Origin of the sequence: Hydrophilobacter chitinilyticus (assembly GCF_049860745.1) — a bacterium.
Classification (GTDB): Bacteria; Pseudomonadota; Gammaproteobacteria; order Burkholderiales; family Burkholderiaceae_C; genus Rhodoferax_B.
On sequence record NZ_CP187561.1, the window covers coordinates 3,403,702 to 3,416,721 of the forward strand.

The following is a 13,020-nucleotide window of genomic DNA, read 5'->3' on the forward strand; positions in this document are numbered from 1 at the left end:
AGAAAGCCCTATGTCAGCCCATGCCAAGCATGACCACGCCGAGCACAGCCATCATGACCATGATCACCACGACCATGGCCATGGTGATGCCGCGCACGCACATCAACATGATCACAGTCATCACCACGGCGACGCGTGCTGCGGCAGCGCCACCGAAAGCCTTGTGCCGCTTACCGAACTCAGCACGCCCCGCAAAGAGGCGGCCACAGGCGACGTCTCCACCCCCATTCGCATCATGCAGATGGACTGCCCTACCGAAGAGGCGTTGATCCGCAAAAAACTCGGCGGCATGCCGGGCGTGAACGGCCTGGAGTTCAACCTGATGCAACGTGTGTTGACGGTGAGCCACACGCCCGCCGCCATAGACCCCATCTTGCAAGCCGTGCGCTCGCTGGGCTACACGCCAGAAGTGGCCGATGCCAACGCGCCGCACGCCGAGCCCGCCCTAGAACCCGCCAAGCCCTGGTGGCCGTTGGCGCTGGCCGGCGTGGCAGCGCTCGCATCTGAAGCTGTGCATTGGGCCGGGCTGCCCAACGCGCTAGCCGCAGCACTGGCAATTGCCGCCGTGCTACTTAGCGGCATCAGCACTTACAAAAAGGGCTGGATCGCCGTCACCAACGGCAACCTCAACATCAACGCGCTGATGAGCATCGCCGTGACCGGCGCGCTCGTCCTCGGCCAATGGCCCGAGGCGGCGATGGTGATGGTGCTGTTCACCGTGGCCGAATTGATTGAGGCCAAGTCGCTGGACCGCGCACGCAACGCCATCCAGGGCCTACTGCAGTTGGCCCCCGAGCGCGCCACCGTGCAGCAAGTGGACGGCACGTGGACCGAAGTAGCGGCCAAGTCTGTGGCGCTGGACACCCGCGTGCGCATCAAACCCGGCGAACGCATTGCGCTGGACGGCAAAATCGTCAGCGGGCGCTCTAGCATCAACCAGGCGCCCATCACCGGCGAAAGTTTGCCGGTGGAGAAGACCGAGGGCGACACGGTGTTTGCCGGCACCATTAACGAGTCCGGCTCGTTTGAATACGTGGTCACCGCCACCACGGGCGACAGCACCCTCGCCCGCATCATCCACGCGGTAGAAGAAGCCCAAGGCGCGCGTGCGCCCACGCAACGCTTCGTCGACAAATTTGCGCAGGTCTACACCCCCATCGTGTTCGTCATGGCGGTGGCCGTGGCCGTATTGCCGCCGCTGTTTTTGGGTGGCGACTGGTTTGACTGGGTCTACAAAGCGCTGGTGTTGCTGGTGATTGCCTGCCCGTGTGCGCTGGTAATTTCCACACCGGTCACCATCGTCAGCGGGCTGGCCGCTGCCGCTCGCCAAGGCATCTTGATCAAAGGCGGGGTGTACCTGGAAGAAGGCCGCAAGCTGCGCTGGCTGGCGCTGGACAAGACCGGCACCATCACCCACGGCAAGCCCGCACAGACCGATTTTGTGGTGTTGAACGGCCACGCAGAAGCAGCAGTGCGCAGCCTGGCCGCCAGCCTGGCGAGCCGCTCCGACCACCCGGTGTCGCGTGCCGTGGCCGAAGCCGCCGCGCGGGACGCCGTGCCACTGCGCGAAGTAGATGCCTTTGAAGCCCTGCCCGGGCGCGGCACCCAAGGCACGCTGGGCGGCCAACGCGTCGTGCTGGGCAACCACCGGCTGATCCACGAGCTGGGCTTATGCTCTGAAGCACTGGAAGCGCAGTTGTCCGCGTTGGAAAAACAAGGCAAGACCGTCATCCTTCTAGCGCAGGCCGAAAGCGAGGTGATGGGCTTGTTCGCCGTGGCCGACACGGTGAAAGACAGTAGCCGCCAAGCCATCGGCGAACTCCACGCACTGGGTTTGAAAACCATCATGCTCACGGGCGACAACGCACACACGGCCAAGGCGATTGCCGACCAGGTGGGCATTACCGAAGCCCGTGGCGACCTGCTGCCCGAAGACAAACTCAGCCTCATCGAAAGCAAAATCAACGGCAGCAACGACAAGGACACCGCCGTCGGCATGGTAGGCGACGGCATCAACGACGCCCCTGCCCTGGCCCGCGCTACCATTGGCTTTGCCATGGGGGCGGCCGGCACCGGCACCGCCATCGAAACCGCAGACGTCGCGCTGATGGACGACGACCTGCGCAAGCTGCCGCGCTTTGTGCGCCTGTCGCGCCAGACGCACAAACTGCTGGTGCAAAACATTGCGCTGGCCCTGGGTATCAAGGCCGTGTTTCTAATCCTCACGCTCACCGGCCTGGGCACCATGTGGATGGCGGTGTTTGCCGACGTGGGTGCGAGCCTGCTGGTGGTCGCCAATGGGTTGCGGTTGGTGCGCTTTCGGGGCTGAGCGGGTATTGCGCGGTAAGCCACAATCGCTGCGTTCCAGGCAGCCAGTGCGTGGCGGGATGTGCCACGCTGCCGACTCCATATTCAGAGAGAAAAAATGAGTTTTTTTAAAAATACCGGCGCCTTGATTCTGGCTGCCGCCGCTGCCGTGGTGTTGGGTCTTTGGAGTTTCTACTTCTACCAACGCTCCACCGGCTACGAGGTCGACTTGGTGCGCGCCAACGCCGCTTTGCTGGTGGCCGACCACGCGCCCACCACCGGCCCGAAGGACGCCAAAGTCACCATCGTGGAATTTTTTGACCCGGCCTGCGAGGCCTGCGCCAAGTTCTACCCCATCGTCAAATCCATCCTGGCCGAAAACCCGAACGATGTGCGCCTGGTGTTGCGGTACGCACCGTTTCACCAAGGCTCTGAAGTGGCAGTGAAGATACTCGAAGCCGCCAGGGTGCAAGGCATGTATTGGCAGGCACTCGATCTGGTCATCGCCAAACAATCTGAATGGGCGGCGCACGACAACCCGCAGGTTCGCAATATCTTGTCCTTCTTGCCGTCGATTGGCTTTGACGTGGAGCGCGCCAAGGTCGATATGGCCAAGCCGGTGATGGACGACATGCTCAAACAAGACATGAGTGATTTGAACGCACTGCAGGTCTCACAGACGCCCACCTTCTACATCAACGGCCAGCCGCTGAAGACCTTTGGTGAAGCGGCTCTACGCGACGCGGTGAAGCAGGCGCTGGACGCACAAGCCACCACCAAGTAAGCTCTCGCGCCTTAAGGAATAATGGCTTCTTACGTAGTACTGGCAAGCGTAAGCAGCTATCAATAAATGACTATTTCTAACCTGGCCGAACTCAAGCCGATCTTGACCACCCTGGTCTTGCCGCCCGCCGGGCCACTGCTGTTGATGGTTTTGGGCGGTTGGTGGGCGCTGCAGCGCCGCCGCATCGGCCGCTGGTTGTTGTGCATCGGCATGGTCAGCCTGTGGTTGTTGAGCTGCAACGCCGTGGCCGTGTGGTTGGGATTGAAACTGGTGCCATCACCGCCAGCCTTGGCCCCGAGCCAAATCGTCGAAACCTTCAAGGCGCAGAACATCCAGGCCATCGTGATTTTGGGTGGTGGCTTGCAGCCCGAGAACCCCGAGTACGGCACCGCGCAACCCAGCGCCGACGCTGCAGCGCGCATTCGCTACGGCGCCTGGCTGGCACGCCAAAGCCATTTGCCGCTGGCCTTCGCTGGCGGCATTGGCTGGGCCAACCAAGGGGAACCTGGCGCACCCACCGAAGGCGACGTTACCCGCAGCATGCTGACGCAAGACTACGGCCTGCCGCTGCGCTGGGTGGACGACCAATCGCGCGACACGGCCGAAAACGCCGCCAAGATCAAAGCCGTGATGGCGCGCGACGGCATCCAGCGCATCGCCTTGGTCACCAGCGCCTGGCACATGCCGCGCGCGCAGCAACTGTTCCGCACGGCCGGGTTCACCGTGTTGCCCGCACCCACCAACTTTGCCAAAGCCACGCAACGACCGTTGCTCGAATGGCTGCCGTCCACAGGCGGTTTGCAGGCCTCTCAACGTGTGTTGCGCGAGTGGCTGGCGTTGAAGATCACCCAAATGCGCGGCGGTTGAAGCACTCTTTACGCGAACGCCCTCTTGACCCCGCAACGCGCGGGCATCTAGACTAATAACCAATCAGTCATTAAATAGATGCCAGCCCCAGCACCGCCTTCCGCTGCAGATCCCGCCCCCGGTTCCGCCACCCCGCCCCGCCCCAAACGCACCCGCCGCAAGGCCGAGCGCGCGGGCGAGTTGCTGGCCGCCGCGTTGGATCTGTTCGTCGAAAAAGGCTATGCCGCCACGCGTGTGGAAGAAGTGGCACAGCGCGCGGGCGTCTCCAAGGGCACGCTGTTTCTGTACTTCGCCACCAAGGAAGCGCTGTTCACCGCCGTGGTGCACGAGAACCTGGGCAAACAAATGGCGCTGTGGGACACGGCCATCGACAAGTTTGAAGGCCCCAGCGCGGCCCTGGTGCAGGCCAGCCTGCTGGGCTGGTGGCGCCGCGTGGGCAGCACCAAGGCGTCTGGCATCACGCGGCTGGTGCAGAGCGAGGCGCACAACTTCCCTGAAATCGCCGCCTATTACCAAGAACACTTTTCGCGCCCCGGCCTGGCACTGATGCGCCGTATTTTGGCGCGCGGCATCAGCCGGGGCGAGTTTCGCTCCATCGACCCCACGGCTGGTGCCTATGCGCTGGTCGGCATCATCATTTTCATGGCCATGTGGAAACACACCCGCGCGCTTTTTCTGGAACCCGGCACCGTGCTCGACCCCGAGGCGCACATCGCCGCGCAGGTCGACATTGTGCTGAACGGCTTCAGCCTGCATCCTTCTCATAAAGACAAAACAGCATGAAGAACACACGCCGCTGGATCGTCGGCTTGGTACTGCTCCTCATCGTGGCCGCGATTGGCTGGCGCGTACAAGTCGCCCGCAAGTCTGCTGTGGCCGCCTCTACAGCCCCCGCCAAAGTCGAGGCGATAGAACTCGCCCCTAGCGATGTGATGGTCGCCACGGTACAGCCGCTGAACCAGGGCCTGGCGCTGGCCGGCTCCATCAAGGCCGCGCAGTCGGTGGTGGTCAAAGCCCGCGTGCCGGGGGAATTACAAGGCCTGCAACTGCGCGAGGGCGACACCGTCAAGGTCGGCCAGGTGCTGGCGCGCATCGAGCCCACCGAAGTCCAGGCGCGGCAACAACAAGCCTTGCGCCAAGTGGACGCAGCACAAGCGCAGCTCGACATTGCGTTGCGCCAACATACCAACAACCAGGCGTTGGTGCGCCAGGGTTTCATCTCCAACACCGCCCTCGAAACCTCAGAATCGAACCTCGCAGCCGCCAAAGCCAACAAGCTGGCCATGGACGCCGCCGCCGACTTGACGCGCAAGGCCATCACCGACAGCGTGCTGCGCTCGCCCATCGACGGCCAGGTGTCGCAGCGCATCGCACAAAACGGCGAGCGTGTGCCGGTGGACGGCCAGGTACTGGTGCTGGTGGACCTGCGCCAACTGGAAATGGAAGCCGCCGTGAGCGCCGCCGAATCGGTGGGCATTCGCGTGGGCCAAACGGCGGACTTGCAGATCGAAGGCAGCAGCGCGCTGGTGCCGGCACGCGTGGTGCGCATCAACCCCAGCACGATGGCTGGCAGCCGCAGCGTGCTGGTGTACCTGGCATTGACCCCGTCCCCTGGTTTGCGCCAAGGCCTGTTTGCGCAGGGCTTTTTGAATACCGAGCAAAACAAAGCCCTGGCCGTGCCGCAAAGCGCCGTACGCAACGACAAACCCACGCCCTACGTGCAAGTGGTGCGCGATGGCCGCATTGTTCACGTGCTGGTGGAGCTGGGCGCACGCGGCATGGGGCCGCTGCCAGACCGCACACCCATGGTGGCCGTGCAGGGCCTGGCCGACCAGGCGCAAGTGGTGCTGGCTTCGGCCGGTGGTTTGCCGGATGGTGCGGCGGTGCGTTTTACGACCCTTCCTGCAACGCCCAACGCCCCCACCACCCCAGCCTCTGCGCCGAAGTCCTGACCTATGTGGTTCACCCAAGTCAGTCTGAAGAACCCTGTGTTCGCCACCATGGTGATGCTCGCCCTGGTGGTGCTGGGCGCGTTTTCGTACCAGCGCCTGCAGGTCGACCAGTTCCCGAACATCGACTTCCCCGTGGTGGTGGTCACCACCGAATACCCCGGGGCCTCCCCCGAGATCGTGGAGAGCGAGGTCACCAAGAAGATCGAAGAAGGCGTGAACTCGGTTGCCGGCATCAACAACCTCACCTCGCGCAGCTACGAGGGGCAATCGGTCGTCATCATCGAGTTTCAACTGACGATTGATGGCCGCAAGGCGGCCGAAGACATCCGCGAAAAAGTGGCGTCCATCCGCCCCAGTCTGCGCGACGAAGTGGAAGAGCCACGCGTGCTGCGCTTCGACCCGGCCAGCCGCGCCGTGTGGTCGGTGGCGGTACTGCCCGATGCCAGCAAAGGCGCCAAGCCGCTGACCGACGTGGAACTGACCAACTGGGCCGACCAGGTGCTGAAGAAGCGGCTGGAAAACGTGCGCGGTGCTGGCTCGGTGACGCTGGTGGGCGGCGCCAAACGCGAGATCAACCTCTACCTGCGACCTGCCGCCATGGAGGCGCTGGGCGTCACCGCGCAGCAAGTGGCCCAGGCCGCGCAAAGCGAAAACCAGAACCTGCCGATTGGCAGCCTGCGCAACGGCGAGCGTGAACGCGTGGCGCAGATCGACGCGCGCATCACCGACCCGCAAGATTTCGGCAGATTGATCGTGGCACGGCGTGGCGGCAGTGCCGTGCATTTGGCGGATGTCGCCACGGTGCACGACGGCGCCCAAGAACTCGACACCCTGGCGCTCTACAACGGCCAGCGCACGCTGCTGCTGAGCGTGCAAAAGGCGCAGGACGAAAACACCATTGAAGTGGTGGAAGGCCTGAACCAGGCGCTGAAAGACCTGGCCAGCCAGGTGCCGCCAGGTGTGCGGCTGGAGACCATTGGCGACGCCGCGCGGCCGATTCGCGTGGCCGTGGCCAACGTGCGCTCTTCGCTGCTTGAGGGCGCGGTGCTCACCATCCTCATCGTGTTTTTGTTCTTGAACTCGTGGCGCTCTACCGTCATCACCGGGCTCACGTTGCCGATTGCGCTCATCGGCACGTTCTTGTTCATGTACATGTTTGGCTTCACCATCAACATGATCACGCTGATGGCGCTGAGCCTATGCGTGGGCTTGTTGATTGACGACGCGATTGTGGTGCGCGAAAACATCGTGCGCCATGTGCAGATGGGCAAGACGCCCTACCAGGCGGCGCTCGACGGCACGCAGGAAATTGGCCTGGCGGTGCTGGCCACCACGTTCTCCATCGTGGCGGTGTTTTTGCCGATTGGTTTCATGGGCGGCATCATCGGCAAGTTCTTCCACGAGTTTGGCATCACCATCGTGGCGGCGGTGCTGATCTCGATGTTTGTGAGCTTCACGCTCGACCCGATGATGTCGAGCATCTGGCACGACCCCACCATCCACGCGCACGGCCAAAAGCAAAAGCCCATCACGTTCTACGACCGCACCCTTGGCCGCGTGACCGGCTGGTTTGAAGACGCCACCGATCGCCTGTCCGACGGCTACCAAAGCATCTTGCGCTGGGCGCTGGGCCACCGCGTGTGGACGGTGGTCGCCGCCATCGCCATCTTTGTGCTGAGCGTGGCCATGGTGCCGCTCTTGGGCACCGAGTTCGTGCCCAAGGCCGATTTCTCGGAAACCTCGGTCAATTTCTACACGCCCGCCGGTTCGTCGCTGGAGGCCACCGAGGCCAAGGCCAAGCAAGTGGACATCATCCTGCGCGACATGCCGGAGGTGCGCTACACCCTCACCAGCATCAACACCGGCAACGCGCAGGGCAAGATGTACGCGGCGGTGTATGTGCGGCTGGTGGAGCGCAAGGAGCGGCAACGCAGCGTCGACCAAATGTCCGTGGTGCTGCGCCAGCGCTTGGCGCAGGTGCCGGGCATCACCGTCACCCATGTGGGGCTGACCGATTCGGTGGGCGGCGCCAAGGGCGTTGAGTTTTCGCTACAAGGGCCAGACCTGGCGCAGCTCAGCCGCCTGAACACCCAGGCGCTGGAGAAGCTGCGCCAGATTCCCGGCCTGGTGGATTTGGACTCCAGCTTGAAGCCCGACAAACCCACGGTCAACATCGACATAAAACGTGAAGCCGCCTCCGACCTGGGCCTGAGCGTGAACAGCGTGGGCACTCAGTTGCGCGTACTGGTGGCCGGGCAAACCGTGGGCAACTGGCGCGCGGCGGACGACCAAACCTACGACGTCAAAGTGCGCCTGGCGCCCGATGCCCGCCTGCACCTGCAAGACCTGGCACGCCTGCCGGTGCTCAGCATCACCAGCGGCGACCGCCCGCCCGCCGTGGTGCGCCTCAACCAGGTGGCCGACTTGCGAGAAAGCACCGGCCCGAACCAGATCAACCGCCGCAGCCTGGCGCGCGAGATCGCTATCAGCGCCAACGTGTCGGGGCGCTCGGCGGGCGAGGTGTCCAAAGACATTCGCACGGCGCTCGACAGCATGGCCCTGCCGCCGGGCTACCAGTACCAATTCAGCGGCTCGGCGAAGAATATGCAGGAGTCTTTTGGCTACGCCGTGTCGGCCCTGGCGCTGGCGATTGTGTTCATCTACATGATTCTGGCGAGCCAGTTCAAGAGCTTCTTGCAGCCCTTGGCGCTGATGACGGCCCTGCCGCTCACGCTGATTGGCGTGGTGTTGGCGCTGCTGGCGTTTCGCTCCACGTTGTCGATGTTTTCCATCATCGGCATCGTCATGCTGATGGGTTTGGTCACCAAGAACGCCATCCTGTTGTTGGATTTCGCCATCCGCTCGCGCCAGGAAGTAACTTTACCCAACGGAGACATTCAGCCCGGTTTGCCCCGGGTGGACGCCCTTTTGCTGGCCGCCAAGGTGCGCCTGCGGCCGATTTTGATGACCACGCTGGCCATGGTTTTTGGCATGGTGCCGCTGGCCTTCGCTCTGAGCGAAGGCTCGGAACAACGCGCGCCGATGGGTCAAGCCGTCATCGGAGGCGTCATCACATCTTCGCTGTTGACCCTGGTGATGGTGCCGGTGGTGTACTGTTATGTAGACGACCTGGCGCAATGGTTGCAACGCAGATTTGCACCTCGCCACGCAAATGACGAATTGGCACCCTAAAATCAGGGGTTTGTTTCGCATCCGACAAAGAAAGCTCCCATGACGACCCTAAGCCCACTAGAACTTGCCCGTTTCAACATGATTGAACAGCAGATCCGTCCCTGGGATGTGCTCGAATCCGCTGTGCTGGAGTTGCTGGCCGTGGTCAAACGCGAAGAATTCGTGCCGGCCGCCCAGCGCGCCTTTGCCTTTGTCGACATGGAAACGCCCCTGCCCGCAGGCGAAGTGATGTTGTCGCCACGCGTGGAAGCCCGCGCTCTGCAAGACCTGCAAGTCAAACCTACCGACACTGTGCTGGAAATCGGTGCCGGCTCTGGCTACATGGCCGCCCTGCTGGCCCACCGCGCCCGCAGCGTGGTGTCGCTGGAAATCAAGCCTGAACTGGCGCAACTGGCGCGCGAAAACCTGCGCAAGAACGGCGTGCAAAACGTGGAAGTGCGTGAAGCCGATGGTTCGCAAGACGGCGCCGCACCCGAAAGTTATGACGTCATCATGCTCAGCGGCTCGGTGCCTGATGTGCCGCAGTTTCTGCTGCAAAAGCTCAAGGTCGGTGGTCGCCTGTTTGCCATCGTCGGCCTGGAGCCTGTGATGCGCGCCACCATCATCACGCGCACCAGCCAAGCCGCCTTCACCACCACTCAGCCTTGGGATGTGAGCGGCCCACGCCTGCAGAACTTCCCTGAGCCATCGGCTTTCAAGTTTTAAATTCAACTGCTGACCCGCACCCAACCCAAATGATTGAACAAATCAGCCCCGCCGACCTGCCCTCTTGGTTCACCACCGTTGCACAGGACGGCCCGGCTGTTGTGCTGGATGTGCGCGAACCCTGGGAATGGGAAACCGCCAGCGTCACCGCCGACGGCTTCACCCTGGTGAAGATCGCCATGAACGAAGTGCCTGCGCGCCTGACCGAGTTGGCCCCCACGCAACCCATTGCCTGCCTGTGCCACCATGGCGCCCGCAGCCAGCGCGTGGCGCACTTCCTGGTGCAAAACGGCTTCGATCAAGTGGTCAACATTGCGGGCGGCATCGACGCCTGGTCGCAATTGCGCGACCCGTCTGTCCCGCGCTACTGATCAATTTGTACACCCTGTTTTTTTCGCGTTGAACCCGGCACCGTCTCCGAATCACAAGGAACTTCATGCGTAGCTTCCGTCTTGCCCTTCTCGCTCTGGCCGTCAATGCCGCATGTGCCGCATCGGCCCAGGCAGAAAACCTGGTAGCCCTCTATGACGCCGCGCGCGCCATCGACCCAACCTATCAGTCAGCCAAAGCGCAATACGAAGCCAATCTGGCGAAATCGGAACAGGCCAAGGCCGGCATCCTGCCCACGGCTGCATTGCAAGCAGGCACTGGGCAAACCTCGTTCAAAAACAGCAACCCCGACTTCGGTAACGACTTCAACGCCAGCAACGTCACGCTGCAAGCCTCGCAGCCGCTGTACCGTCCTGCTAACTGGGCGGCCTACGAACAAGGCAAGCGCCTGGTCGACATTGCTACGTCACAACTGACATTGGCCGAACAGGACCTGGTGTTGCGCGTGACCCAGGCATACTTTGATGTGCTGGCCGCCACCGACACCCTGACCTTTGTGCGCGCACAAAAAACAGCCGTGGCCGAACAGTTGGCATCGGCCAAGCGCAACTTTGAAGTCGGCACCTCGACTGTGACCGACTCGCGCGAAGCCCAAGCCCGCTACGACTTGGTGATCGCCCAAGAAATTGCCGCTGAAAACGACCTACGCGTGAAGAAGCTGGCGCTCGACCAGCTGGTCGGCCGCGTCAACGCCCAGCCCAACCCGTTGGTCACGCAAGCCGCATTGCCACAACTGAACCCGAACGACCTGCCCGACATGGTCACCACCGCTGAAAGCATGCACCCGGGCGTGCAGCAAGCCCGGGTCAACCTCGATGTGGCGCGTCTGGAAACAGAGAAAGCCAAGGCCGGCCACAAGCCCACGCTGGATTTGACCGCCTCACACACGCAGGCCTTCAATCCGCAAGGCACAGTGGCCGGATTGCTGAACACTCACACCCGCAACACCACGGTCGGCCTGACGCTTTCCTTGCCATTGTTTTCGGGTTTTGCCACACAAAACCGCATCAAGGAAACCTTGTCTCTGGAAGACAAGGCCCAAGCCGACCTGGACGCCACGCGCCTGGTCGTGTCGCAAGCCACGCGTGCTGCGTTCTACGGCGTGTTGTCAGGCGTAGGCCAAGTCAAGGCACTTGAGGCCGCCGAGGCCTCCAGCCAAAGCGCACTCGATGCCAACCGTCTGGGTTACCAGGTCGGTGTGCGTATCAACATTGACGTGCTGAACTCACAAAGCCAGCTCTATCAAACCAAACGCGACCTGGCCAAGGCGCGCTACGACGTATTGGTGGGCAGCCTCAAACTGCGCCAGGCCAACGGGACCCTCACACCGCAAGATCTGGCGAGCATCAACGCGCTGATCGCCCCATAAGACCGATCGCCAGTCGCCGACCGGCCTCTCACCCCAGGTGGAATACGAGGGGCCGAATCTCTTCAAAGAGTCTCGTCAACTCGCAAGAATGGCCGCCACGGCTTTGGCGGTTTTGTCAGCCGCACCTCGGTGAGCGTTGGCAAAGGCGGGGCCAGCCGCCGCTGCGGCGGCCAAGGCTTGCGGGGCTTGTTGCCATTCTTCAACGGCTTGCAGCGCTTGCGCCATACCCGTCACGCGCCGTGCTGCACCGGCTGCTTCCGACAGACTTGCGGCTTCGGCAAAGTTGAACGTCGAAGGGCCCATGATGATCGGGCAACCGCACGCTGCCGCCTCGATCAGATTTTGTCCACCCAACTCCGCAAAACTACCGCCCAGCAAAGCCATGTCGGACAGGCCGTAATAGAGGGCCATTTCGCCGAGCGAATCACCAATCCACACATCAGCCTCTTCCGGGCCATCGGCCCACGCGCTGCGGCGCGACACCGTGAAGCCTTGTGCTTGCGCCAATGCCACCACTTCATCAAAGCGTTGCGGATGGCGCGGCACGATCAGCCATTGAGGTGAGCTGAAAGAAGTGCCAGAAGCATCAAAATTACGAGCACCTTCCGCTGCTGTGGTGCGCATCAGAGGCATTTTTTTCTTGATTTCCTGCAGCAATAGCAACTCTTCGCCCTCGCGTGCGCTGGCCAGCATCACCACGGGCCGGAAGCCTGGAACGGCTTGCGCGGCACGCCAGCGCAGACGCCATGCGCGCCCTTGCTGAAGCTTGGCGTCGTCGGGAGCTGCATCGAATTTGATGTTGCCAAAGATGCCTTGCACCGGCGCGCCCAAAGCCTTGAGCCGCTGCGCGTCGTACTCAGCTTGAGCCCAAGCGGCGTATAAACCGCCATAGGCTGGGTGGGCCAGAAAGGGAATGCGCTCCGCCTGGCGCAACGACTTTTCACTCAGGCGTGCATTCGCCAGCACCAGAGGGATATGGGCGCGGCGGCAGCGGTCGACCAGGTTAGGCCAGATCTCGGTTTCCATCAGGATGCCGATGCGCGGCTGAAAGTGCTGCAAGAACCGCTGAACCGCACCAGCAGAATCCCACGGCTGCCAAGCTTGCGCGTCGCCTGGCTGCAGCAACTTGGCGCCCTCAGCCCGCCCCGTCGCGGTGCCGTGCGTCAGCAGCAAGCGCATGCCCGGCAGTTGCCGGCGCAAAGCGGCCAGCAAGATAGCTGTGGTGCGGGTTTCGCCAAAAGAGACAGCGTGCACCCACACGTAGCCACCCACGGTATCGGCGTTGCCACGGCGGCTTTCGTAGTAACCAAACCGCTCCTGCACGGCTTCGAGATAACCCGGTTCGGCAACACCGCGCCGGCGTAGCTTACGACGCAACAGCGGCTGCACCAGCCACATCAGAAGGGAGTAAAAGCGCAGGATCAAAATGAGAAATTCGTTAAATTCAGAAGAAG

At 62.6% G+C, this 13,020-nt stretch carries 10 protein-coding genes; 9 read left to right on the forward strand and 1 reads right to left on the reverse strand.

Translation table 11 applies throughout. The features are described from left to right. Positions 1-163: 163 nt before the first annotated feature. The 9 genes from ACPWMG_RS15145 (at position 164) to ACPWMG_RS15185 (ending at position 11,566) form a co-directional block, all read left to right on the forward strand. Positions 164-2,329 carry a heavy metal translocating P-type ATPase gene (locus tag ACPWMG_RS15145; RefSeq protein WP_483300311.1) on the forward strand — a complete coding sequence of 722 codons (2,166 nt, stop codon included), beginning with the start codon at positions 164-166 and terminating at the stop codon, positions 2,327-2,329. A gap of 96 nt (positions 2,330-2,425) precedes the next feature. Further along, a complete protein-coding gene (locus ACPWMG_RS15150) occupies positions 2,426-3,091 on the forward strand; it encodes a DsbA family protein (protein ID WP_483300312.1) in 666 nt (221 codons plus the stop codon). Positions 3,092-3,157: 66 nt separating this feature from the next. Then, positions 3,158-3,958, forward strand: coding sequence for a YdcF family protein (locus ACPWMG_RS15155; RefSeq protein WP_483300313.1), 801 nt, complete (start codon positions 3,158-3,160; stop codon positions 3,956-3,958). 78 nt (positions 3,959-4,036) lie between these two features. Further along, positions 4,037-4,741, forward strand: a complete 705-nt coding sequence (locus ACPWMG_RS15160; RefSeq protein WP_483300314.1) for a TetR/AcrR family transcriptional regulator — start codon at positions 4,037-4,039, stop codon at positions 4,739-4,741. Continuing rightward, positions 4,738-5,910, forward strand: coding sequence for an efflux RND transporter periplasmic adaptor subunit (locus ACPWMG_RS15165; RefSeq protein ID WP_483300315.1), 1,173 nt, complete (start codon positions 4,738-4,740; stop codon positions 5,908-5,910). Before ACPWMG_RS15160 ends, ACPWMG_RS15165 begins: the two co-directional genes overlap by 4 nt. Positions 5,911-5,913: 3 nt before the next feature. Next, positions 5,914-9,102: an efflux RND transporter permease subunit gene (locus tag ACPWMG_RS15170; protein ID WP_483300316.1), complete on the forward strand. Its 3,189-nt coding sequence runs from the start codon at positions 5,914-5,916 to the stop codon at positions 9,100-9,102. 78 nt (positions 9,103-9,180) lie between these two features. Continuing rightward, complete coding sequence (locus ACPWMG_RS15175; RefSeq protein ID WP_483300317.1) at positions 9,181-9,807, forward strand: protein-L-isoaspartate O-methyltransferase family protein; 627 nt, start codon at positions 9,181-9,183, stop codon at positions 9,805-9,807. Between the two features lie 29 nt (positions 9,808-9,836). Further along, positions 9,837-10,178, forward strand: a complete 342-nt coding sequence (locus tag ACPWMG_RS15180; RefSeq protein WP_483300318.1) for a rhodanese-like domain-containing protein — start codon at positions 9,837-9,839, stop codon at positions 10,176-10,178. Positions 10,179-10,243: 65 nt separating this feature from the next. Next, a complete protein-coding gene (locus ACPWMG_RS15185) occupies positions 10,244-11,566 on the forward strand; it encodes a TolC family outer membrane protein (RefSeq protein WP_483300319.1) in 1,323 nt (440 codons plus the stop codon). Positions 11,567-11,641: 75 nt separating this feature from the next. On the opposite strand, the gene ACPWMG_RS15190 is transcribed toward ACPWMG_RS15185, so the two are convergent. After that, positions 11,642-12,991, reverse strand: coding sequence for a 3-deoxy-D-manno-octulosonic acid transferase (locus ACPWMG_RS15190; protein ID WP_483300320.1), 1,350 nt, complete (start codon positions 12,989-12,991; stop codon positions 11,642-11,644). Positions 12,992-13,020: the final 29 nt, after the last annotated feature.